The organism is Pseudomonas sp. RL_5y_Pfl2_73 (genome assembly GCF_963970515.1).
Taxonomy (GTDB): domain Bacteria; phylum Pseudomonadota; class Gammaproteobacteria; order Pseudomonadales; family Pseudomonadaceae; genus Aquipseudomonas.
Genome location: NZ_CAXAPD010000016.1, coordinates 1 through 24,209 on the forward strand (window position 1 = coordinate 1; position 24,209 = coordinate 24,209).

General features: G+C 61.2%; 20 protein-coding genes. 2 read left to right on the forward strand and 18 right to left on the reverse strand.

The window, feature by feature from the left end:
- Positions 1-127: 127 nt before the first annotated feature.
- Positions 128-649 carry a hypothetical protein gene (locus AACY42_RS16615; protein WP_339480994.1) on the reverse strand — a complete coding sequence of 174 codons (522 nt, stop codon included), beginning with the start codon at positions 647-649 and terminating at the stop codon, positions 128-130.
- Positions 650-1,031: 382 nt separating this feature from the next.
- Between AACY42_RS16615 and AACY42_RS16620 the strand changes: the two genes are divergently transcribed.
- Positions 1,032-2,018, forward strand: a complete 987-nt coding sequence (locus AACY42_RS16620; RefSeq protein ID WP_235862359.1) for an alpha/beta fold hydrolase — start codon at positions 1,032-1,034, stop codon at positions 2,016-2,018.
- Between the two features lie 287 nt (positions 2,019-2,305).
- Here AACY42_RS16620 and AACY42_RS16625 read toward each other — a convergent pair whose 3' ends face one another.
- On the reverse strand, positions 2,306-3,205 hold the full coding sequence (locus AACY42_RS16625) for a LysR family transcriptional regulator (protein ID WP_339480998.1): 900 nt from the start codon (positions 3,203-3,205) through the stop codon (positions 2,306-2,308).
- A 119-nt stretch (positions 3,206-3,324) separates the two neighbouring features.
- Here AACY42_RS16625 and AACY42_RS16630 point away from each other — a divergent pair, with 119 nt between their 5' ends.
- Complete coding sequence (locus tag AACY42_RS16630; protein ID WP_445261510.1) at positions 3,325-4,602, forward strand: MFS transporter; 1,278 nt, start codon at positions 3,325-3,327, stop codon at positions 4,600-4,602.
- 270 nt (positions 4,603-4,872) lie between these two features.
- Here the strand turns inward: AACY42_RS16630 and gspM are convergent, their stop codons facing one another.
- From gspM to gltB, 16 genes are all read right to left on the reverse strand, one after another.
- Positions 4,873-5,328, reverse strand: a complete 456-nt coding sequence (gspM, locus tag AACY42_RS16635) for a type II secretion system protein GspM (protein ID WP_339480999.1) — start codon at positions 5,326-5,328, stop codon at positions 4,873-4,875.
- The gene (gene gspL / locus AACY42_RS16640; RefSeq protein WP_339481000.1) at positions 5,328-6,431 is read right to left on the reverse strand and encodes a type II secretion system protein GspL; all 1,104 of its coding nucleotides are present in this window, start codon (positions 6,429-6,431) and stop codon (positions 5,328-5,330) included. The genes gspM and gspL overlap by 1 nt, the downstream gene beginning before the upstream one ends.
- Positions 6,431-7,276 (reverse strand): type II secretion system protein GspK, encoded by an 846-nt coding sequence (locus tag AACY42_RS16645; RefSeq protein ID WP_339481001.1) that lies wholly within the window; start codon positions 7,274-7,276, stop codon positions 6,431-6,433. The genes gspL and AACY42_RS16645 overlap by 1 nt, the downstream gene beginning before the upstream one ends.
- A complete protein-coding gene (locus AACY42_RS16650) occupies positions 7,273-7,812 on the reverse strand; it encodes a type II secretion system protein GspJ (RefSeq protein WP_339481002.1) in 540 nt (179 codons plus the stop codon). The genes AACY42_RS16645 and AACY42_RS16650 overlap by 4 nt, the downstream gene beginning before the upstream one ends.
- Positions 7,805-8,191 carry a type II secretion system minor pseudopilin GspI gene (gene gspI / locus AACY42_RS16655; RefSeq protein ID WP_339481003.1) on the reverse strand — a complete coding sequence of 129 codons (387 nt, stop codon included), beginning with the start codon at positions 8,189-8,191 and terminating at the stop codon, positions 7,805-7,807. The genes AACY42_RS16650 and gspI overlap by 8 nt, the downstream gene beginning before the upstream one ends.
- A complete protein-coding gene (gene gspH, locus AACY42_RS16660) occupies positions 8,184-8,651 on the reverse strand; it encodes a type II secretion system minor pseudopilin GspH (protein ID WP_339481004.1) in 468 nt (155 codons plus the stop codon). Before gspH ends, gspI begins: the two co-directional genes overlap by 8 nt.
- Before the next feature lie 2 nt (positions 8,652-8,653).
- On the reverse strand, positions 8,654-9,109 hold the full coding sequence (gspG, locus tag AACY42_RS16665; protein WP_339481005.1) for a type II secretion system major pseudopilin GspG: 456 nt from the start codon (positions 9,107-9,109) through the stop codon (positions 8,654-8,656).
- A gap of 3 nt (positions 9,110-9,112) precedes the next feature.
- On the reverse strand, positions 9,113-10,321 hold the full coding sequence (gene gspF, locus AACY42_RS16670; RefSeq protein ID WP_339481006.1) for a type II secretion system inner membrane protein GspF: 1,209 nt from the start codon (positions 10,319-10,321) through the stop codon (positions 9,113-9,115).
- A 4-nt stretch (positions 10,322-10,325) separates the two neighbouring features.
- Positions 10,326-11,789: a type II secretion system ATPase GspE gene (gspE, locus tag AACY42_RS16675; protein ID WP_339481007.1), complete on the reverse strand. Its 1,464-nt coding sequence runs from the start codon at positions 11,787-11,789 to the stop codon at positions 10,326-10,328.
- Positions 11,786-13,714, reverse strand: coding sequence for a type II secretion system secretin GspD (gene gspD / locus AACY42_RS16680; protein ID WP_339481008.1), 1,929 nt, complete (start codon positions 13,712-13,714; stop codon positions 11,786-11,788). Before gspD ends, gspE begins: the two co-directional genes overlap by 4 nt.
- A gap of 8 nt (positions 13,715-13,722) precedes the next feature.
- On the reverse strand, positions 13,723-14,247 hold the full coding sequence (locus AACY42_RS16685; protein WP_339481010.1) for a type II secretion system protein N: 525 nt from the start codon (positions 14,245-14,247) through the stop codon (positions 13,723-13,725).
- Complete coding sequence (locus tag AACY42_RS16690) at positions 14,244-14,786, reverse strand: cytochrome b (RefSeq protein ID WP_339481011.1); 543 nt, start codon at positions 14,784-14,786, stop codon at positions 14,244-14,246. Before AACY42_RS16690 ends, AACY42_RS16685 begins: the two co-directional genes overlap by 4 nt.
- A gap of 67 nt (positions 14,787-14,853) precedes the next feature.
- Entirely contained in the window at positions 14,854-16,320 is a 1,467-nt protein-coding gene (gene gbpA / locus AACY42_RS16695) for an N-acetylglucosamine-binding protein GbpA (RefSeq protein WP_339481012.1), read from the reverse strand.
- Positions 16,321-16,661: 341 nt separating this feature from the next.
- Positions 16,662-17,729 (reverse strand): uroporphyrinogen decarboxylase, encoded by a 1,068-nt coding sequence (hemE, locus tag AACY42_RS16700; protein ID WP_339481013.1) that lies wholly within the window; start codon positions 17,727-17,729, stop codon positions 16,662-16,664.
- A 252-nt stretch (positions 17,730-17,981) separates the two neighbouring features.
- Positions 17,982-19,400 (reverse strand): FAD-dependent oxidoreductase, encoded by a 1,419-nt coding sequence (locus tag AACY42_RS16705; RefSeq protein ID WP_339481014.1) that lies wholly within the window; start codon positions 19,398-19,400, stop codon positions 17,982-17,984.
- A 33-nt stretch (positions 19,401-19,433) separates the two neighbouring features.
- Complete coding sequence (gene gltB / locus AACY42_RS16710; protein ID WP_339481016.1) at positions 19,434-23,882, reverse strand: glutamate synthase large subunit; 4,449 nt, start codon at positions 23,880-23,882, stop codon at positions 19,434-19,436.
- Positions 23,883-24,209 lie beyond the last annotated feature (327 nt).

Genomic DNA, 24,209 nt, shown 5'->3' on the forward strand with positions numbered 1-24,209 from the left:
CTTGCGGGTCTGCTTGCGCTTGCCGGCGTACTCGGCATCGGCGAAGGTCATCTGTTTCATCATTGAAAAGCTCGGCGACTGGTGTCCGGTAATTTTGCCAAATCAGGAAGTCTTTTTCAGAGTTTCCCTAGTGGAGATAATGAACCTCCGCCAGCCTGAGAGCAGGCAAAAAATCCTCCGCCATCGGCACCCCCTCCCGCACGATAATCATGAAACGCCTCTGAAGCGTATTAATGATCTCATCGCCATTGCTCAGGCGACTGCCCACCAATGCAATGTTGCTATTGTTTTTCCCAGCGCCAGTGATGATCCGTGCCGTGCTGCCATCGGCATACACCACCTCATCGCCTTTCTGCGCGGCGCGTACTTTCCAGCCGTTATCCAAGGTGAACGTCAACGACGATGACACTTGCTGGATCGTCCCGCCGTTACGCGTCTGGCTGCCCTCGGTGGCCACTCGATAAATAGCGATGGGCGGATGAGCTTCGACGAAGGCTTTTTGTCGACTCATGAATGCCGCGACGTCTTCGCCGTAACCCTCCAGTTGCCGGGGCTCCAAGTAAAAGTCATCCAGATGACGAAGAGCTTCATGGGAGATTTCGTTGGTGTAGGGGGCATCTAAAGATGAGTGCATTTCCAGGGATCTCATTCATGGGCTTCAGGCTGCATCCCTTGCACTGGGAAGGAGCGCTGAGCCGGCGGCTTCGCAATGATGAATAAGACGTTGTAGCGCCGGTGAGTCGCAACCCCTGCGGAGTGGCCTATGCAACGAATCGGAAGCGTCGTAACTAGAAATGCGCGTTTTCCTACAGTCGAAGGGTATTTGACACAACTTTTCGTCCCGCCCCTGCCCTGCTGATACCAATCGAAGCAACGCTCTTTGCCGCTTGTCGGAACTGTCAACTCTGACAGTTTCGATGGGCTTCGCAATCGCTTCAGGCTTCTAGCCGTTATCCAGGTCAACGCTCGATAAAACTGTTCGACCTTATGAGCTGCAACTCGCATCTCAAGAAAATCAAGCTGGTCCAAACATGGATAAAAAATTGATGAGCACAATAGCCTGGTCGGGCCGCACAGCCATATCTCGCAAACACCCCGCCACATCACCTTCTACGGAACAAGACAGCGTCGTTGTCGACGGCGCGACATTTACACATGCCTATGCATGCGTGAACGGTATTCGCCTTCACTACCTTATGGGCGGTGATGGTGAGCGCCCAATTTTGCTGGTGCATGGGTTTCCGGGCAGTTGGCGTAGTTGGGAGCCGTTGATGGGCGCATTGGTGCGTGCCGGCTATACACCCATCGTTCCTGATTACCGCGGCGCTGGCGAAACGGATATTGCAGTCGGTGGCTACGACAAAAAAAGCATGGCCCATGATCTGCACGAACTGGTCACCCTCTTGAACATCAAGCAGGTCGATATCATTGGCCATGACATCGGCTTGATCATTGCCTACGCCTACGCGGCACTTTATCCGGATGAAACCAAACACATCGTATTGATGGATGGATTCATTCCAGGCATCCCCGGGTGGGAAACCGCTTATAACGGAAACCCTGCTGTGGGCACTACCAGCAAATGGCATTTTCGCTTCTTTGGCAAAACGGCCATTGGCATGATCAAAGGGCATGAAAAAACCTACCTGGATATGTTTTTTGATGACTTTGTATTCGAGGGCAACGACAAAGTGCCAGATATGGTGCGACAGGCATTGATAGAAGACTACTCTCGACCCGATCGCATGGAAGCGGCATTCAAGCTTTATGCAGCCTGGGTAGAAAATGACGCGAATGACAACCTGGAGTTTGCCAAGAATAAACTGACTATTCCGCTGCTCACCATCGGCGGGGACCATTCGAGAGGAAAAAACCTGGCCGAACAGGCTCTGCACATCGCAACGCAACCGCATTCATTGATATTGATCAATACCGGCCATTGGGTGCTTGAGGAACAAACTCAGGCTACCCGCGATGCAATCCTGGCATTTCTGACGATAAAAAATGTCGGGCAATAGGCCATCATAAGATCTGATGGTGGGGTATGAACGAAGAAGGACGCCTCCTTTGGGCTAATGCCTATCAGTTAGGCGCAAACGGCATAAGTCCTGTGGGAGCAAAGCTTGCTCGCGATAGCGGTGGAGCAGCTTGCATCAGCGCTGGATGTGCCGCCGCCTCGCGAGCAAGCTTTGCTCCCACAGGTTTGCTGCTTAACTGACTGACCTTACCCCTTTGGGCGCCCTTCTTAATCGAGTCGGCTGGTCGCTTTTCATGTTGCCCTCCTTCTTCGGTGGTCCTGGGAAGCTCAGGCAACGCATTGATCACCATCGGTCAACAACGCCACAAACGCCTTCGCCATCGGCGAACGCTGATCCTTGCGCTGGACCAGCCACACCGCCGACACCGCCGCCGGATCGAGCAGCGGTCGATAGACCACCCCATCGATACGCATCCGCTGGTAAGACGCCGGCAATACCGAGACACCCAGCCCCGCCGCGACCAAGCCGATGATGGTCATGGCCTCGCCGGCTTCCTGGGCGAAATGCGGGCTGAAGTCGGCGTCGCGGGCCAGGTTCAGGAGTTGGGCATAGAGGCCGCTGCCGTAGCTGCGGGGGAAGAACACGAAGGGTTCCAGGGCCAAGGCCGAAAGGAACAGACCGTCTTCATTGCCCTGGGCCAGGGGATGCTTGGCGCTGAGCACGGCTACCAGCGGTTCGCGGCTGAGTTCGATTTCCGTCAAGGAGTCGGGCAACGGCAACGGTCGCATGATGCCCACCTCGATCTCTTCGTCCACCAACGCGTCGGCCACTTGGGTACTGCTCATTTCCCGCAGGTTCAGGTGCACGGACGGGAAGCGTTGCCGGAATGAAAAAATCGCCTGGGGAATGGTGGAGTTGAAAGGTGCCGAGGAGGTGAAGCCGATTTTCAGCTCGCCCAATTCCCCCAGTTGGGCGCGGCGGGCGACGTCGGCGGCCTTGTCGACCTGGACCAATATCCGTCGCGCTTCTTCAAGGAACAACCTTCCGGCCTCGCTCAATTCGACCCGACGATTGGTGCGCTCGAACAGCCGCGCACCAATCTCCTGCTCCAGTGCCTGGATCTGCTGGCTCAAGGGCGGTTGGGAGATCCCCAGGGCCAGCGCGGCGCGGCCGAAATGCAGTTCTTCGGCAACGGCGATGAAGTAACGCAAATGACGCAGTTCCATGGGCCACCCAATAGGTCGTTAAACGTCTTAAACAGGTCGAACAATATATTGGATAGAAACATTAGCCGGCTATATGCTTTTTCCATTGCCTGCCTGATCGTGCCCTTGCGAGGTCCACCGTGAAAACTGCTGTCGCTCCACTGGCCCATGAAATCCCACCGCGAGTGCAAGGTGACGTCGTCGCCGAACTCAAGGAGATCTACATCGAGAAAGGCACGCCAATGTTCATGCGCACGGTGCTGGCGCTGTTCAGTGGTGGCTTTGCGACCTTTGCCCTGCTGTATTGCGTGCAACCGATGATGCCGCTGTTATCCAAGGAGTTTTCCATCAACGCGGCGCAGAGCAGCCTGATCCTCTCGGTGGCGACCGGCCTGCTCGCCATCGGCCTGTTGATCACCGGCCCGCTTTCCGACCGTATCGGGCGCAAGCCGGTGATGGTCGCGGCGCTGTTCGCCGCCTCGGCGTGTACGATTGCCAGCGCCATGATGCCGACCTGGCAGGGTGTATTGCTGCTGCGTGCCTTGGTGGGGCTGTCGTTGAGCGGGTTGGCAGCGGTCGCGATGACGTACTTGAGCGAAGAAATCCATCCCAGGCACATCGGCCTGGCGATGGGTCTGTATATCGCCGGCAACGCCATCGGCGGCATGTGCGGACGCCTGATCACCGGCGTCTTGATCGACTTTGTCAGTTGGCACACCGCGATGCTGGTCATTGGTGGCTTGGCGCTGATCGCGGCGGCGGTGTTCTGGAGAATCCTGCCCGAGTCACGCAACTTCCGTCCCCGTTCGCTACACCCACGCAGTCTGCTGGACGGCTTCACCCTGCACTTTCGCGACGCCGGCTTGCCGCTGCTGTTTCTCGAAGCTTTCGTGCTGATGGGTGCATTCGTGACGCTGTTCAACTACATCGGCTACCGCCTGTTGGCCGAGCCTTATCATCTGGATCAGGCCTTTGTCGGGTTGTTGTCGGTGGTGTACCTGTCCGGTATCTACAGCTCGGCAAAAATCGGCGCATTGGCGGACAAACTCGGCCGGCGCAAAATGCTCTGGGCGACCATCGCACTGATGCTGGCCGGTCTTGCGCTGACCATGACAACCCCGCTGTGGCTGGTAGTGCTGGGTATGCTGGTGTTCACTTTCGGTTTCTTTGGCGCCCACTCGGTCGCCAGCAGCTGGATCGGCCGCCGCGCCCTCAAGGCCAAGGGCCAGGCTTCGTCACTTTATCTGTTCAGCTATTACGCCGGATCCAGCGTGGCGGGTACGGCGGGCGGCGTGGCCTGGCACCTGGGCGGGTGGAACGGTGTCGGCTTGTTCATCGGCGGTTTGCTGGTGGTCGCATTGTGCGTGGCGGTGAAGCTGGCGAAATTGCCATTGTTGCCGGGGAATGTGCAGGTTTAGGCCCTCAAGATTTCACGACCCAAACCAGGAACAGCGTGGACACTTTGTGGCGAGGGAGCTTGCTCCCGCTGGGTGGTGTAGGAGCTGTGTAGGAGCTGTCGAGTGCAACGAGGTTGCGATCTTTCCCAGACACTTGAGTCTCAAGCGAAAGATCAAAAGATCAAAAAATCGCAGCCTTCGGCAGCTCCTACAGGGCGCAGCCGAGCGGGAGCAAGCTCCCTCGCCACAAGAGCTCATGCGCCTGGCCAAAATTGTTGTGTGCTCGGTCGATCATTGACGCAAAACCACCCGCGCACCCAGCAAACCATTCTCAGCTTCCAGGGTCAGCGACTGCAGCACCGCCCCATCGCGCTCTTGTTGATCCAACCAACGAAGCAACGAATTGGCCTCGCCACTGACGGCAAGCCGCAACGAATCGCCGTCGACCTCCATTTCCGCTATTTCCAGTCCCGCCGCGGTCGCCCCCTCGTTGACTCGCACTGACAGGGGCCCCGTGGCGGCAGTCGCATCCCGGGTGGGTTCGGCGCGCTGGATCCGGGCCATCAGCTCGGCCTGTTGACGGTGCTGGCGTTCGGCAAGCTCCAGTCGTTGCCGAGTCGGTTGCCAGATCGACGTGTAGGCCAGCGCCACCAGCACCAGCCCGACCAGCCCCAACAACAACCCTTGTTCACGGCGCGATGTTTCCCCCCAGGCCTGTTTCAAAGCCAGCCATCCCTTGACGTTCATCAACTGTTCTCCAGTGTGAGAATGGCCTGCACGCGATTGTTCTGTTTGCTCGCGCTGCCCAGGGTGACGGGCAATCCGTTCTGCTGCCCGCGTTCGCGCAGTTGTTCAAGTTCGACGAAGCTGTTGGCCGTCAGTTGGATCTTCCAACCCTCGCTTTCACGAAAATCGATGCGCTGCACCTCAACGTTGCTGGCGCCAATGACCTGCTCGGTCAAGCGGACCAGCCGCGCGACCTGGGTGTCCTGACTGTGTCCATGACGGCTCTGCAATGCCTGGAATTGCGCCGCCAGGTCGACGATCCGCTCCTGCCCGGGATACAACGACCTGAATCGCTGCTCGCTTTGGGCATACAGAAGCCGGGTTTCACTTTCAATAAAACGTAGGCGGGCGTCACTGAAAGCCCAGGTGAGCAACAAAGCGCCCAGCACAGCCGCCGAAGCGCCGCGCCATGGCAGCGGTTGGCGGCGCCGACGAAACGCGCCCTGCAACAAGTCGATGGGGTGTCCGCCAGCGCTCAACAGCCTCTCATCGACCCCCTGGCGATCACGTTCCTCATCCAGCCAGTGGATGTCTTCAGGCAGGCCTGGTTTGAGCGTTGCCAAGCCTCGGGCCGACAACGACATCCGCGCCGACAGCCCTGCGCCCAAGAGCCAACGCCCGAACCAGCGCACGCCAAACGCCTGGTCATCGGCAAGCAGATCGGCATCAACATGCACCGCACGCACTTCAATGCCTTGTGCCTCCAGCAACACCAGGAGCGCCTGGAACCGGGCCCGCTCCGTCACCATCATGGGATAGCGGTGCTGACGGTCGCGCGGGCCGATGCTGATGTGCAGCGCCTCCAGGTTTTCACTCAGTTGCTCTTCGATGGCGAATGCCAGGGCCTGGGGTTTGGGCTGGCGTCGAGAGGGCCATGGAGCGCTGCGCAACCAACTGCACATTTCCATCGGCAACAGCACATCGACGAGCCGTCCGTTCAACTCGCCGGCCGCCTCATGCAAAGTCAGGCGACGACGCTCGCCGGTTGGCGACCACACGCAGCACGGCCAATTGGCGCAAGCCGCGCCCAGGCCTTCGGCCGTCAGGTAAAGCCAGGTTTTCATCAGGGAAGCTCGCTGGTGCTCAAGGGTAGGAAACGACGCTGACGAACAGTCCAGCGCCCGCTAACGGAATCGCGCTCAACATCCGAGGCCAGGTGCAGACGGCTGCCGGTGTGGGTCACACTCACGGTGATCCGGAACCAGCGACTGCCCACCCCCAGACCGTGGCTGTTGAGGCCCAGCCCGGACAACACCGGGTCGTTGGTAAACGCCTGCACGCTGGCGTAGGGCGCGTGGCGCCGCTGGTTGACCAACGCGTTGGCCGGTCCGGCTTCCATGCCATCCAAGGTCATCAGCACGAGCTGCGCAGCGGTATTGATGTTCAGCCGCGCGTCTTTGGGCAGCAACACGACCCACGGTTCCAGGCGCCGCAGTGTCTGGCCGTCGATGCCCGGCAGCAGGCGCAGTTGACTCAACTCCTGCACCGGCCCGACCTGGGGCAAGGACAGCGCCGGTAAATCCAACAAGACGAGCAATCGGCTCCAACGGCCGAGGGTGACCTGATCGATTTGCCCCAGGGCCAGCAGCGCGTTGAGATTCAAGCGCCCGGACAAATCCTCGATATCGATGTGAAGCTTGGCGTCTTCCATTTCGAAGGCAGGCTCAAGCCGAGCCCAATCCTGGCCCAGGTCAACGGGCCCGGACGGCGTAATTGCGCTGCCTTCCAATACCGCCAGCGCCCAGGCTTCACCCGCCAGCCCCAATTGCCGTAACTGGACCTGCTGCAGCTGCTGCGCACTGCTGTGCAACAACAGGCGATGACTGCGCAACAGGCCACCGACCAGCAGCAAGGCCAGGCTCAACACCAGCAGCACGCTGATCAGCGCCACGCCGCGTTGTCGGATCATGGCAACGTCTCCGGCAACAGCAGCACCCGACGGACCTGTTCGAAACGCCCCACCGACACGATCAATTCCAACGCCAGCGGCGACGTGTCGCCCGCGGTTTCGCTGTGCCAACCCCGCTGTCGGTCGAACACACGCCAGCTCAGGCCGTGCACGTCGTCGAGCAGTTTCTGTTGCTGCACGAGGGGCCTGTCTTCGCCTTCGCCAACACTGTCGCGCCACAACGCTACGCCCTCGAGCCGATAGCGCACCGTCTGCCGTTCGCTGCGTGGCTGGTCCAGTGGATTTCGCCAATGGCTGCGCTGCAGTTGCAAACGCCCCGGCGCGAGTACGACCGAGCCGGCAACCGCCTGCCACACATCCCGCTCGATCACGCCGACCGCACGCTGCAAGGCCCGGATGTCACGCTCATGCTGACCGGTCCCCTGCTGGGTGCGCACGACGCTGTCGAACAGCCGCCAACTGGCCAGGCCGAGCAAGGCAAAGATGGCAATGGCGATGACCAGCTCCAATAAGGTGAAGCCCGACTGTCTATTCATGACGGTTGCGGATCCACCCGGTGCTACGGTGCACGACGGTCGCGCTGCCGGCACGGCTGACCTGGATCTCGACCTGCAGCAGGCGCGCATCACCGGCCGGGGCGATACGTTGTTGCAAGACCCAGTCGCGGCGATCCAGGTGGCGGTTCAGGCGCTGTTGCTCCGATGGCGCAGCGGCTTGCAGGCGCAGTTCGCTCAACTGATTGTCCGCCAGCCAGGCGCCAAATAGACGGTCCTCGAGTCCCACGCTTTGCTTGAGCACGAACTGGCTGGCCGAGAGCACGGCCGCCGCCAGCGTCGCGAAAATCGCCAGGGCGATCACGACTTCCAACAGCGTGAAGCCCTGGCAACCGGCGGCCTGCCTGCGAGCCTTAGTCATCGATCAGTGGCTCCGCCAGACCATCGCTCGACACCCGGGAAATCGTCTGCCCGGCGACTTTGATGAGCAGCCTGAACGGGCTGATCTCGTCACTGCTGAGCATCAGCAACTGCGGTGGACCTTGAACATCGTCAAGCATCAGAACATGCCCCTCCTGCTCGAGCCCGAGCGTCAGCCCTTCAGGCAATCGATGCGACGCCGACACCGCCTTCCAGCTCTGGACTTCGAGTCGCAATGCCTGATAACTACTAGGCTGCACGCGCACACCGTATTCCTGCCCGTCCAATACCGCCCGCTCGCGCAACTGCTGGACCACACGGACGAAGTCTTGGGCTTGCTGCCGGGCCTCACGCATCGGGCTCGAACCCGTGGCGAAGCTGACCATGCCCGCCAGGATCCCGATCAAGACGATGACGACCATCAGTTCCAGCAAGGTGAAGCCCTGGCAATGACGACCCATGTTCACTCGGCCCAATTGCCGATGTCGGCCGCCATTGCTTCACCGCCCAGTACGCCATCGGCGCCCAGGGAGTAGAGGTCATAGCCGCCATCGAGGGATTTATGCCCGGGATTGAGGTACTGGTAGGGCGTCCCCCAGGGATCGATCGGCAGGCTTTTCAGGTAGCCCTGGGGGTTCCAGCTCCTTGCCACTGGCGTGCCGGACGGGCGTTTGCTCAGCGCCTCCAGGCCTTGTTGGGTCGAGGGGTACTGGAGATTGTCGAGGCGGTACATTTCCAAGGCCGTGGCAATCGCCTGGATATCGGTCCGGGCGGCCGTGGCCTTGGCTTGATCGGGTCGGCTCATGAACTGCGGCACCACGATGGCGCCCAGCACGCCAATGATGACCACCACCACCATGATTTCGATCAGGGTAAAGCCACGTTGATGACGTGCAGGTCGCTTGTTTTGGAATTTCATCGGTCAATTCACCAATTGGTTGAGGCTCAGGATGGGTAGGAGGATGGCCATGACGATCAGCAGCACAACGCCGCCCATCAGCACCAACATGGCCGGTTCGAACAGGCTCACCACCAGCGCGATACGCGCCGCGAGGCTGGCCTCCTGTTGTTCGGCGGCCCGGGCGAGCATGTTGTCGAGCTCACCGGCCCGTTCACCGCTGGCGATCATGTGCAGCATCAGCGGCGGGATATCGCCGCCCTGCTCCAGGCCACGAGTGAGCGTCCCGCCCTCGCGGACCGAACGGGCGACGTCGGCCATGCGGGCGCGGATCGTCAGGTTGCCGATCACCTGCGCGGCGATGTGCAAGGCATCCACTAGAGGCACAGCGCTTTTGCTCAGGATCGCCAGGGTGCTGGCGAATCGGGCCGCCTCCATCGCCCGCAGCACCTCGCTCAACAGCGGCAGCCGGAGCAACACACGGTGCCAGCGCAGCCGCCACGCCGGTTGGCGTAGGCTCCAACGCCACAACCCGAGCAGCCCGGCCAGCGCACCGAGCAGCAGCAGGCCATAGCGACGCAAGCCATCGCTCACGGCAATCAGCGCCTGGGTCAGCCAGGGCAACGGCTGGCCGCTGTCGATGAAAATCTTCACCACATCCGGCACCACGTAACCCAGCAGGAAGCCAACAATTGCGACGCAGGCCAGCATCAGGATCAGCGGGTACACCAATGCCAGTTGAATGCGCTGGCGCGACGCCTGCCGCGCCTGGGTGTAGCTCGCCAGTTGCTCCAACACCTGGCCCAGGTGCCCGGATTGCTCGCCCGCCGCGACCGTGGCGCAGAACAGCTCGGGAAACGCCTGGGGAAACGCCCTCAGTGCCGTCGCCAACGCGTGGCCTTCCATCACCCGGCTGCGCACCGCCGCCAGCAGGTGGGCGACGCGGCGTTTCTGGCTCTGTTGCGCCACCGCCCCGAGGGATTCTTCAAGGGGCAGACCGGCCTGGATCAAAGTGGACAACTGCAACGTCAGCAATGCCAGATCTGCCGGGCTCAAACGAGCTCCGGCATGCCGCCCGCCCAAGGTTCGCGGTGCCTTGGCTTCAGCCAGTGCACTGGGCAGCAAGCCGCGCTCACGCAACAACTGGCGAGCATGGCGCGGGCTGTCGGCTTCCACGCGGCCCTTGCAGCGTCGGCCCTGGGCGTCTTCGGCCCGATAGTCGAAGGTCGGCACGGCGCTAATCCTCCTGGGTGATGCGCAGCAGTTCATCGACACTGGTCAGGCCTTCCAGCACCCGCTGGCGGCCGTCCTGGAACAGGCTGCGAGAGCTCTTGCGCGCCTCGGCGGCCAGCGCCTGCTCGGTGGCGCCCTGATGAATCAGCTGCGACAGGGCGGCGCTGACATTCACCAGCTCATAGATACCGAAGCGTCCGCGATATCCTTTCTGGCATTGCTCGCAGCCTTGGGCCTTGAACAACCGAGGCGCAGCATCGGCGTCGAGGCCCAGACGCCGACACGTAGCGGCGTCGGCCACATAAGGCGTCTTGCAGAACGGGCACAGGCTGCGCAATAAGCGCTGGGCGACGATACCGGCCAGGGACGACGCCAGCAGATAGGCATCCACGCCCATGTCCGCCAGCCGTGTGACCGCGCCGACGGCGGTGTTGGTGTGCAGGGTCGAGAGCACCAGGTGCCCGGTCAGCGACGCCTGGACAGCGATTTCGGCGGTTTCGCGGTCGCGTATTTCGCCGACCATCACCACGTCCGGGTCCTGGCGCAAAATGGCCCGCAAGCCGCGGGCGAAGGTCATGTCGACTTTCGGGTTGACCGGCATCTGGCCGATGCCCGGCAAGTGGTATTCGATGGGGTCTTCAACGGTGAGAATGTTGCGGCTCTGGTCGTTGATGCTGGTCAGCGCCGCGTACAGGCTGGTGGTTTTCCCCGACCCCGTGGGCCCGGTGACCAATACGATACCGTGGGGTTTACCGAGCAACTGGCGCAGGCTCGCCAGGGTGTCGTCGGGCAGGCCCAGGCGCTGCAGTTCCAGGCGCCCGGCCTGTTTGTCGAGCAGGCGCAACACCACGCGCTCGCCATGAGCCGAAGGCAGCGTCGAGACCCGCACATCGACTTCGTGCCCGGCCAGCCGCAAGGCCATTCGCCCATCCTGGGGCACGCGTTTCTCGGCGATGTCCAGGCGCGCCATGACCTTGATTCGCGACACCAGCAGACTCGCTAGTTCCCGACGCGGGCGGAGCATTTCCTGCAACTGACCGTCGATGCGCATGCGCACCGACAGGTACTGTTCGAACGTTTCCAGGTGCACGTCTGATGCGTGTTCGCGAACCGCCTCGCTGAGCAGGGCATTGATCAGTCGGATGATCGGCGCATCGCCCTGCTGCTCCAACAGGTCGGTGGTCTGCGGTATTTGGTCAGCCAGGCTGAGCAGGTCCAGCTCCTCGTCCAGGCCTTGGGCGACCTGTTCGGCGGCGCTCTGGCCCTGGCGATAGACGCTGGCCAGGCGCGCGGCGAACGGCACTGGTTCCAGCACCTGAATAGGTAAGTCCCGACCGCACAGGCGCTGCACTTCTGCCACGGCGGTCAGTGGCGTATCGCGACGCATGACCAGGCTCAAGGTAGGCCCCGCGCCTTCCAGCAGCACGCCCAGGCGCCTGGCGAAGCCAAAGGGTAACGGCTCGCTCACAGGTCACCGGAGCGCTGCGGGCGCGGGTCGCCTGCCGGCGCATGCGGGGAGGATTCGAACAACTGGCGAGCGTCCCGGGGCAGCAGCAACGAATTGTTTTTCCGCGAGCCCGGCTTGCTCAGGTCCCGGAGCGCGTCATAGCGCTGGCGGCTTACCTCGGCAAGGTCTTCGTTGCTGCGCACGATGGTCGGGCGCAGGAACACCATCAGGTTGCTTTTAGTCTGGGTGTCGCGGTTCCAGCGAAACAGCGCGCCCAGGTACGGAATACTGCGCAGCAACGGCACACCGCTTTGCTGGGTGCGGACACTGTCGCGGATCAGGCCGCCGATCACGATGATCTCGCCATCGTCCGCCAGGATCGTGCTCTTCAAGGCCCGCTTGTTGGTGATCAGGTCGGAGGAGTCCACTCCTGAAACCGACGGCGCGATGTCCGAGACTTCCTGCTCGACTTCAAGGCGCAAGGTCGAGCCTTCGTTGATGTACGGCTTGACCTTGAGGCTGATGCCCACGTCCTTGCGTTCCACGGTGGTGAACGGATTGTCCGCACCGTTACCGTTGGTGGTGTAGGAGCCGGTCTTGAACGGGACGTTTTGGCCCACGATGATTTCCGCCTCCTGGTTATCCAGGGTCAGCAGGCTGGGGGTGGACAGCAGGTTGCTGTGGGTATTGCTCGCCAACGCCGAGACCAGCGCACTGAAGCGATCGCCGCCGAGCCGCAAGACCGCGCCTTCAGGTGCCTTATCGAGCTCACTGAAATCCAGGCCACCGATGATCGGGATGTCAGTCCCGGGGAAATTGATGAGCCCTGCCGCGCTGCCGCTGTTGAGACCCCACTGCACCCCCAGCGCTTCGGAAATATCTCCGGAAATCTCCACGATGGCCGCGTGAATCAGTACCTGGGCCCGGGGTTGATCCAATTCACGGACGATGTTTTCGATGATGCGGACCTGGGCCGGATCGGCGATCAGCACCAAGGCATTCTGGCTTTCATCGGCCTTGATCATAAACGGGCTGGTGGCGGCACTGTCTCGCTGGCCGGCCAGGGTCGGTGTGGTTTTTTTATCCTGCCCGATGCCTTCCAACACTTCGGCCAATTGCTTGGCATCGCTATGGCGCAGGCGGATGACCCGGGCGTTGTCCTGGGAGACGGCGGCCGGGACGTCGAGGGTCCGAGCCAGGTCGACCAAGCGCTGACGCACCGCCGGTGAGCCGATGACCACCAGGCGATTGCTGCGCGAATCGGCGATCACCAGGCCCGCCATATCGCCCTCGCGCTTACCACCGGAAGCTTCCATCAGCGGCGCGATGTCCCCAGCCTGGGCATGCCGCAACCGCACCACCACATGATTACGGTTGCGCCCCGAGTCCAACTGCCGAACCACGTCGGCAATGCGCTGGGCATTGGCAGCCGTGTCGGTGACCACCAGCGCGTTGGACGACACCGAAGGGCCGACGTAACCATTGGCCGACACCAAGGGCCGGACCAGCCCGGCGACGTCGGCGGCAATGCTCGATTGCAGGTCGATGACCCGGGTGACGAACTGCGACGGCGTGGCGCTTTTCGCATCAGCGATTCCAGCGCGCGTCTTGGCCTCGCTGACCGGGGTGATCAGGATCCGCTCGCCCTCGTCGATCACAGTGAAGTTGTGTGCATCGAGTACCGAATAAAACAACCGACGCACGCCTTCGCGGTCCAGCGCCTGGCGGGACATCACCGTAATGCGCCCGGACACCCGGGGATCTAGCACCACGGTCTTGCCCAGGATCGCCGAGAACTCCTCGACCACGTCGCGCAGTTCCGCATTGTTCATCGCCAGTTGCCATTGGGTCTCCTCGGCCTGCAGCGAACCGCAGAACGCCACTGGGCAGGACACGGCCAGACAGAACAGGACGCGCGAAACACCGCCCCGGATAAAGCTGTTCATGAATTCGATCACTCTGATTGCCCGGCCACCGGGCGTAGGTATTGCGAGGAATGCTGCGCGGCATGGCGCCCGTCTTCGAGCGCCAACCGGCGTAGCAAGGGCTTGACCCCGTGTTGCAGGGCCAACCGTTCTTCACGTCCGTTGCGCCATAACATCACATGGCTGGCCTCGACCCGGCGCAGCACGCTGCCACCGGGCAAGCGCTCACCCACCTGGTAAATACGCGGGCCGGCGGCGTCCGCCAGCAATGCCCGGGACAAGCCTTGGCTGGCGACAAAGCTGGCTTGCAACGTAATCGGTTCGGCGCTCGGTGCCTGGGCTCCTTCAGGTGCCAGACCTAGCACCGTGGCCACGGCTTGCACGTTGGGCAGGTCGCGAACAGGAGCCACCGGCGGGTTGGCCAGCACCGGCACATCACCGCCCAATGCCTGGCGAAAGCGCCACTCTTGCCCGGCCAGGAAGATCCCGTACAGCAACGGCAGCAGCACCAGCAGCTTTGGCAGACGGCTGGCGAGCCGAAAAAACAGGCTCACCGTTGTGTTCTCTGGATCGTGTCCGCAGGCTTGGCGAAGGACATTCGCCGCACCACCCTGTGCCCGGAAAACTCATGCCAGAGCACCGCGCACAGATGCAGCGCGACAAGTATCGAAAGCACCATGCAAGACAGCGCATGGATCGTGTTGGCCAATTCAATCCATGCCGGATCAGCCAATGGCTGGGGCAGTCGAACCAGGCCGAAAATACTGATGGCGCTTTTCATCATCAGCACGCCGGTCACCAGTACGACGCCGATGACCAGGTAGATCAGCGTGTGCACCGCCAGGGCCAGCCGCTGCGTAAATGAAGACGCGATTCCACGGGCTTCCAGCGCGCCGAAAAAAAGGCAGGCCCGCCACACAAAAAATGGAATGAACAGCGTGGTCAGCGACACATTGAGTGAGCCGATCCACTGTTCGGTCGAAGCTGACACCGGGTTGAACGCCACATAAAAACCGGACACCAACGCCCATAAGATAATGGCCGCCGACACCCAGTGCAGCAGCACCCGTCGCCTGGAGTAATTGATAGACATCACTGCGCGCTCGTATGAAGGCCCCAAGCAACCCGTGCGGATCGCCTGGGGCCATGCCTGTCAGGACTTACAGTTTGTCCCAGGCGCTCTGCCAGGACGCACCGACTCCCGGCTCGAAACCGTTCGATGTCGGGCTGTACTGCTTGCAGTAGCCGGACGCCGGGAACGGCTTGCATTCGAAGACTTCGTCAGTCTTGGGCTGCAGCACTTTCGTGCCGGCGGTGTAGTCGCTGAGGCCTTCAGGGAACACGAAGTCGTACTCGATGCCTGCGCCCTCGCCGGTCAAGGTGACCGCCTGGGTGTCCTGGCGATTGGTGCGCCCGTCTTCGGTGGTCCCCACCAGTGTCAGGGTGTGAGCGCCAGGCGCGCTGCGCACGTCCAGGTTCAGGCCGGTGCTGCCCTCACCCACGGTCTGGCTAACGACACCGACCTGCTTGTTCTTCTCATCGAACAGCGTGGCTTCAAGGTTCATCCTGCGGTTCGTCTGCGCGGTGAAGGCCATGCTGACCCGACCTTTGTCGAGTACGTACTCTGGCTGCAGGGAAGAAATTTCCATGCTGGCGCCAGCGTCTTCCTTCATGTCCAGTTGCACTTCATAGCGCTTAACGCCACTTTCGTCCTGGGCGTACAGGCTGTTGGCGCCCTTGATCGGCGTGATGTTGCCGTCTTCGTCACGAATACCGGCACGAATCAGGGGGTGAGCGTTGTTGATGGCTTCGGCCAGTTTGAACGACCAGTTCTCAGGCTTGCCTTCCTCGGCGTTGTCGATGCTGATTTCTACGCTGTATTCGGCACTTTCACCGGTCGCGGAGAACGCCCGGGCCTTGACCTTGTCACCCACCAGCAATGGGGTCGATGGCGCAATGCTGCCCACCGGCTGCCAGCCGCCCGGCAATGCGGCTTCGGCGAGAATGTTCACATCCGCCGGATCATAGAACGCATTAGCGGTGTCACCTACCGTCCAGACCGCCAGGATGACGTGATGACCCGTCTTGCTGTCGGGAATGACGCAGTTATGCGGGGCACCTGCTACCGGGAGTTGATTACCGCCATCCACCGTACAGAACGGCGTGCTGTCGAACGAGGCACGCTTGAGCGCTTCGTTGGGACTCCAACCGTCGCGAGTGATGAAGTATTCGTGCTTGGTCGCTGGGTGCGCCGCGGTGTAGTGCCATTTAAAGGCAATATTGCGGTCATTGATTTCAGTCAGGTGCCAGCGCGTGGCCGACTGGGCATCGAGGGCGGAAAACATGGCGTGGCCGCCGCTGGCGATTTTACCGTCAATGGGACCTTGCAGCGGGGCACCGCCCACTCCATTGGGGAAACCTTTAAAGGTTTCACCGGTACTTTGTGGCTCGTATTGCGCTTGCCCGCAATTTTTGTTTTCACCTTTCTGGCACAGCAATGCACGCGAAGGTGGCACGTCGAGGTAACCATGGGCCAGTACACTTTGGGATGCCGCCATGGCCGACAACAGAACTAATGAGGACGCACACCCCGTTAATAGATTGCTCTTGTTGAAGTTATTCTTCATATAAATTCCAGACTAGTCATCAAAATGAAAGACGGATCACCGTCCTCTTGAAAGGTGCGCCAGACCGCTCAGCGCACACCCTTGCAAGTGACCGGAACCTTATAGAAAGCCGAACATTCCCTATGTAGGAAAAATCTCTCAACATAGAAGGAATGATCTCTGAATCGATTTCCCCTACATAACTAGAGAAACATCTTACGAACAGAAATAACTATCAACCCAAGACAAACAAACACACCCAAAAGAAGCAATTGGCTGCTTTAGGTCGGATCGTTAAACAAGCGCGCATAAAAAAGCCTGTCCGGCGCAGGTCCGGACAGGCTGGGTGACAGGGACCGCAATCAGACGTGATATTGCGCCGACAATTCATGCACCGCCCGTAGGAAGGCGCCAGCGTGTTCGGGGTCGACTTCCGGGGTGATGCCATGGCCGAGGTTGAACACATGGCCACTGCCACTGCCGTAGCTGGCCAGGATGCGTCCGACTTCAGCGCGGATGGCTTCAGGCTTGGCGTAGAGCACGGTGGGGTCCATGTTGCCTTGCAGGGCAACCTTGTGACCGACACGCTCGCGGGCGTTGCCAATGTCGCAGGTCCAATCCAGGCCCAGGGCGTCGGCGCCGACCTCGGCGATGCTTTCCAGCCACAGGCCGCCGTTCTTGGTGAACAGGATCACCGGGACCTTGCGACCTTCGTGCTCGCGGATCAGGCCGCTGACGATCTTGCGCATGTAGGCCAGGGAAAATTCCTGGTACGCCGCCGCCGACAGGTTGCCGCCCCAGGTATCGAAGATCTGTACCGCTTGCGCACCGGCCAGGATCTGGCCGTTGAGGTAGGACGTGACCGACTGGGCCAGCTTGTCCAGCAACAGGTGCATGGCTTGCGGGTTGTCGTAGAGCATTGCCTTGGTCTTGCGGAAATCCTTCGACGAGCCGCCTTCGACCATGTAGGTGGCCAGGGTCCATGGGCTGCCAGAGAAACCGATCAGCGGCACACGACCGTTGAGTTCACGGCGAATGGTGCTGACCGCGTCCATGACGTAGCCCAGGTCTTTCTGCGGATCGGGAATCGGCAGGGCCTCGATGTCGGCCAGGGTGCTGATGACTTTTTTGAAGCGCGGGCCTTCGCCGGTTTCGAAGTACAGGCCTTGGCCCATGGCATCGGGAATGGTCAGGATGTCGGAGAACAGGATGGCCGCGTCCAGCTGCGGATACCGATCCAGCGGCTGCATCGTCACTTCGCAGGCGAACTGCGGGTTCATGCACAGGCTCATGAAGTCACCGGCCTTGGCGCGGCTGGCGCGGTATTCCGGCAGGTAGCGACCGGCCTGGCGCATCATCCACACCGGGGTGACGTCTACGGGTTGCTTGAGCAGGGCGCGAAGGAAACGGTCGTTCTTCAGGGCAGTCATGTCGGCATCCGGAAAAAAAGTGCGGGCATTTTCTCAGAGCGCGAGGCAAAAGGCACGGCAAGAGCCGTGCCTTTTATCTATCGGGGCAATTTGTCGCGGGGCAGCACAACTTTCGCAACACCACAAAACACCTGTGGGAGCGAGCTTGCTCGCGATGAGGGCGTCACATTCAACATATTCGTCGACTGATTCACCGCTATCGCGAGCAAGCTCGCTCCCACATTTTGATCGCATTCCAGCATCAGGAAGTGATCAGACTTGCAGGTAATCCAGGATCCCTTCCGCCGCATTGCGGCCTTCGAAGATCGCCGTCACCACCAGGTCGGAACCCCGGACCATGTCGCCACCGGCGAAGATCTTCGGGTTGCTGGTCTGGTGCTTGTACTGGCCTTGTTCCGGGGCCACGACGCGGCCCTGGCTGTCAGTCTGGATGCTGAACTGCTCGAACCACGGCGCCGGGCTTGGGCGGAAGCCGAAGGCGATGACCACGGCGTCGGCCGGGATGATCTCTTCGGAACCGGGAATCGGCTCGGGGCTGCGGCGGCCACGGGCGTCCGGTTCGCCGAGACGGGTTTCGACCACCTTCACGCCTTCGACCTTGTCTTCACCGACAATGGCAATCGGTTGGCGGTTGTAGAGGAACTTCACGCCTTCTTCCTTGGCGTTCTTCACCTCTTTGCGCGAGCCGGGCATGTTGGCTTCGTCACGACGGTAGGCGCAGGTCACCGACTTGGCGGCCTGGCGAATCGAGGTGCGATTGCAGTCCATCGCCGTGTCGCCACCACCGAGCACCACGACCTTCTTGCCTTTCATGTCGACGAAATCTTCCGGCGACTTTTCAAAGCCCAGGTTGCGATTGACGTTGGCAATCAGGAAATCGAGTGCGTCATAGACGCCTGGTAGGTCCTCACCGGCAAAGCCGCCCTTCATGTAGGTGTAGGTGCCCATGCCCATGAATACCGCATCGTATTCTTCGAGCAGTTGCTCCATGGTCACGTCCTTGCCCACCTCGGTGTTCAGACGGAACTCGATGCCCATGCCGGTGAAGACTTCGCGACGATTGCTCAGCACGGTTTTTTCCAGCTTGAACTCGGGGATGCCGAATGTCAGCAGGCCGCCGATTTCCGGATTCCTGTCGAACACCACCGGGGTCACACCACCACGCACCAGCACATCGGCACAACCCAGGCCCGCCGGGCCCGCACCGATGATCGCCACGCGCTTGCCGGTCGGCTTGACCTTGGACATATCCGGACGCCAGCCCATGGCGAACGCGGTGTCGGTGATGTACTTCTCCACCGAACCGATAGTCACCGCGCCAAAACCGTCGTTGAGGGTGCAGGCACCTTCGCACAGGCGATCCTGCGGGCACACCCGGCCACAGACTTCCGGCAGGGTGTTGGTCTGGTGGGACAGCTCGGCGGCCTGGAGGATGTTGCCCTCGGCCACCAGTTTCAGCCAGTTGGGAATGAAGTTGTGCACCGGGCACTTCCATTCGCAGTACGGGTTACCGCAACCCAGGCAGCGGTGGGCCTGGTCGGCCGACTGCTGGGGTTTGAAAGGCTCGTAGATCTCCACGAACTCTTTCTTGCGTTGACGCAACAGTTTCTTCTTCGGATCCTTGCGCCCGACATCGATGAACTGGAAGTCGTTATTCAGACGTTCAGCCATTGTTAAAACCTCATCAAACTCTTCAGGCGCATATCACTGCGGGTTGGCACGAGTGCTGGAAAGCAACGATTTCAGGTTGGCAGCCTTGGGCTTGACCAGCCAGAAACGACGCAGGTAGTCATCGAGGTTTTCGGCGAGGTTACGTCCCCATTCGCTGTCGGTTTCCTCGACGTACTCATCCAGTACGCGCTGCAGGTGGCTGCGGTAGGCTTCCATCGCCTCGCCGCTGATCCGCTGGATTTCCACCAGTTCGTGGTTGACCCGGTCAACGAAGGTGTTGTCCTGGTCGAGCACGTAGGCGAAACCGCCGGTCATGCCAGAGCCGAAGTTATAACCGGTTTTGCCCAGCACGCAGACAAAACCACCGGTCATGTACTCACAGCAGTGATCGCCGGTGCCTTCCACGACAGTGTGGGCCCCGGAGTTACGCACGGCAAAACGCTCGCCCGCAGTACCGGCGGCGAACAGCTTGCCGCCCGTGGCGCCGTAGAGGCAGGTGTTGCCGATAATGGCACTGTCCTGGGTCTTGTAGACGCTGCCCTTGGGCGGAACGATGACCAGCTTGCCGCCGGTCATGCCCTTGCCCACGTAGTCGTTGGCATCGCCTTCCAGGTACATGTTCAGGCCCCCGGCGTTCCAGACACCGAAGCTCTGGCCCGCGGTGCCCTTGAAACGGAAGGTGACCGGCGCCTTGGCCATGCCCTGGTTACCGTGCTTGCGTGCGATTTCGCCGGAGATCCGTGCGCCGATGGAACGGTCGCAGTTGCAGATATCCAGGTCGAACGCGGCTCCGCTCAGGTCGTTGATCGCCGAGGCGGCCATGTCGACCATCTTCTCGGCCAGCTCACCCTTGTCGAACGGCGGGTTGCGGTCGACCTGGCAGAACTGTGGCTTGTCCGCCGGAATGAGATCGCTGCCCAGCAACGGGGTCAGGTCCAGGTGATGCTGCTTGGCGGTCTGGCCCTCGAGCACTTCCAGCAGGTCGGTACGGCCGATCAGCTCTTCAAGGGAGCGCACGCCCAGCTTCGCCAGCCACTCACGGGTCTCTTCGGCCACGTAGGTGAAGAAGTTCACCACCATGTCGACGGTACCGATGTAGTGATCCTTGCGCAGCTTGTCGTTCTGGGTCGCCACGCCGGTGGCGCAGTTGTTCAGGTGGCAGATGCGCAGGTATTTGCAGCCCAGGGCAATCATCGGCGCGGTACCGAAGCCGAAACTCTCGGCGCCGAGGATGGCGGCCTTGATCACGTCCAGGCCGGTTTTCAGACCACCGTCGGTCTGCACCCGGACCTTGCCACGCAAATCGTTGCCACGCAGGGTCTGATGGGTTTCAGCCAGGCCCAGCTCCCACGGTGCGCCCGCGTACTTGATCGAGGTCAGCGGCGATGCGCCGGTGCCGCCGTCGTAGCCGGAGATGGTGATCAGGTCGGCATAGGCCTTGGCCACGCCGGCCGCGATGGTGCCAACGCCCGCTTCCGCCACCAGTTTCACCGAGACCAGCGCCTTCGGGTTCACCTGCTTGAGGTCGAAGATCAGTTGCGACAAGTCTTCGATCGAGTAGATGTCGTGGTGCGGCGGCGGCGAGATCAGGGTCACGCCAGGGACCGCATAGCGCAGCTTGGCGATCAGGCCGTTGACCTTGCCGCCGGGCAGTTGGCCGCCTTCGCCGGGCTTGGCGCCTTGGGCAACCTTGATCTGCAGCACTTCAGCGTTGACCAGGTATTCCGGCGTCACACCGAAGCGGCCGGTCGCCACCTGCTTGATTTTCGAGCTCTTGACGGTGCCGTAGCGCGCCGGGTCTTCGCCGCCTTCACCGGAGTTGGAACGCGCACCGAGGCGGTTCATGGCTTCGGCCAGGGCTTCGTGGGCTTCCGGGGACAAGGCACCCAGGGAAATGCCGGCCGAATCGAAGCGCTTGAGCACCGATTCCAGCGGTTCTATTTCACTGATGTCCAACGGTGTGTCGAGAGTCTTGACCTTGAGCAGGTCACGAATCATCGACACCGGACGGTTGTCCACCAGCGAGGTGTATTCCTTGAACTTGCTGTAGTCGCCCTGCTGCACAGCAGCCTGCAAGGTGTTGACCACGTCCGGGTTGTAGGCGTGGTACTCGCCGCCATGAACGAACTTCAGCAGGCCGCCTTGCTGGATCGGCTTGCGCGGGCTCCAGGCTTCGGCAGCCAAGGCTTTCTGTTCGGCTTCGAGGTCGACGAAACGTGCACCTTTGATGCGGCTCGGCACGCCACGGAAGCTCATCTCGCAGACTTCTTCCGACAGGCCGATGGCCTCGAACAGTTGCGCGCCACGGTACGAGGCGATGGTCGAGATGCCCATCTTCGACAGGATCTTGAGCAGGCCTTTGGTGATGCCCTTGCGGTAGTTCTTGAACACCTCATAGAGGTCGCCCAGCACTTCACCGGTACGGATCAGGTCGCCCAGCACTTCATAGGCCAGGAACGGATACACCGCCGAGGCACCGAAACCGATCAGCACCGCGAAGTGATGCGGATCGCGGGCGGTGGCGGTCTCAACCAGGATGTTGGAGTCGCAGCGCAGGCCTTTTTCGGTCAGGCGATGGTGCACCGCGCCGGTGGCCAGCGAGGCGTGGATCGGCAGTTTGCCCGGGGCGATGTGACGGTCGCTGAGTACAATCTGGGTACGACCGGCGCGCGCGGCCTCTTCAGCCTGATCGGCAACGTTGCGGATTGCCGCTTCCAAGCCGACGCTTTCGTCGTAGTTCAGGTCGATGACCTGGCGCGCAAAACCCAGGCGGTCGAGGTTGGTCAACGAGCGCCACTTGGCCGGGGAAATGACCGGCGAGCTGAGGATCACCCGCGAGGCGTGTTCCGGCGACTCCTGGAAAATGTTGCGCTCGGCGCCGAGGCAGATTTCCAGGGACATCACGATCGCTTCGCGCAGCGGGTCGATCGGTGGGTTGGTCACCTGGGCAAATTGCTGGCGGAAATAGTCGTACGGCGTACGCACGCGCTGCGACAGCACGGCCATTGGCGTGTCGTCACCCATGGAGCCGACCGCTTCGTAGCCCTGCTCGCCCAGCGGACGCAGCACCTGGTCACGCTCTTCGAACGTCACCTGGTACATCTTCATGTACTGCTTGAGCTGGTCGACGTCGTAGAACGCCGAGCCGTGGTCGTTGTCTTCCATGGTCGCCTGGATGCGCAAGGCATTCTTGCGCAGCCATTGCTTGTACGGATGACGGGACTTGAGGCGGTTGTCGATGGCGTCGGTGTCGAGGATCTGGCCGGTCTCGGTGTCCACGGCAAAGATCTGACCCGGACCTACGCGGCCCTTGGCAATGACGTCTTCGGGCTGGTAGTTCCAGACGCCGATTTCCGAGGCCAGGGTGATGAAACCGTTGGTGGTGGTGACCCAGCGTGCCGGACGCAGACCGTTACGGTCCAGCAGGCACACAGCGTAGCGACCGTCGGTCATGACGATACCGGCCGGGCCGTCCCACGGCTCCATGTGCATGGAGTTGTATTCGTAGAAGGCGCGCAGGTCCGGGTCCATGGTCTCGACGTTCTGCCACGCCGGCGGCACCAGCATGCGCACGCCGCGGAACAGATCGATACCACCGGTCACCATCAGTTCCAGCATGTTGTCCATGCTCGAGGAGTCGGAACCCACGCGGTTGACCAGCGGGCCGAGTTCTTCGAGGTCGGGCATCAGGTCGTTGGCGAACTTGGTGCGACGGGCCACGGCCCAGTTGCGGTTGCCGGTGATGGTGTTGATCTCGCCGTTGTGGGCGAGGAAGCGGAATGGCTGGGCGAGCGGCCATTTCGGCAGGGTGTTGGTGGAGAAGCGCTGGTGGAACACGCAGATTGCGGTTTTCAGGCGCTCGTCGCTCAGGTCTGGATAGAAGGCGGTGAGGTCCGCCGGCATCATCAGGCCTTTGTAGATAATGGTCTTGTGGGAAAAGCTGCAGATGTAGTGATCGGTGTCGGCAGCATTGGCCACGGACGAACGACGACGGGAGCTGAACAGCTTGATCGACATGTCCTGGTCGCTCAGGCCTTCGCCGGCGATGAACACCTGTTCGATCTGCGGCAGGCGCTCAAGCGCCAGGCGGCCGAGGACACTGGTGTCGATCGGCACTTTGCGCCAGCCGACCAGTTGCAGGCCAGCGGCCAGGATCTCGCGATTCATGTTCTCGCGAGCCGCTTGGGCTTTCACCGGATCCTGGTTGAAGAACACCATGCCCACGGCATACTGCTTGGGCAGGGTCACGCCAAACGTTTCCTGGGCTACGGCACGCAGGAACTCGTCGGGCTTTTGAATCAGCAAGCCACAACCGTCGCCGGTCTTGCCGTCGGCGTTGATCCCACCACGGTGGGTCATGCAGGTCAGGGCCTCAATGGCCGTTTGCAAAAGGGTGTGGCTGGGCTCGCCCTGCATATGAGCTATCAGGCCGAAACCACAGTTATCCTTGAATTCATCTGGTTGGTACAGACCTGCTTTCATAGACACTTTCTCACCAGGCTGCCTCTAATCGAGGCAAATTTCTTTTTAATTCAACCCGTTGCATACCGCGCCGAACGTACGCCAGCTTTGCGGGGGCAAAAGGGAGGTCATTGTACACACCGACACAGAGGCTCACAAATTTGACGACGAACTGGCGCAAATCCATGTCGCATTTGTGAAAGGTTTAAAGCTATATGCTGTGCTAGTCAAAACTTTTTTGGGTTCGACCGCTACGACTCAAACGCTACTGTGACGCAGACACCACAAGGCGCGCGGCCTGAAAGGTCGCCCGCCCCTGCGGAAATTTTGAGGTTGCCGGGAGAGGCG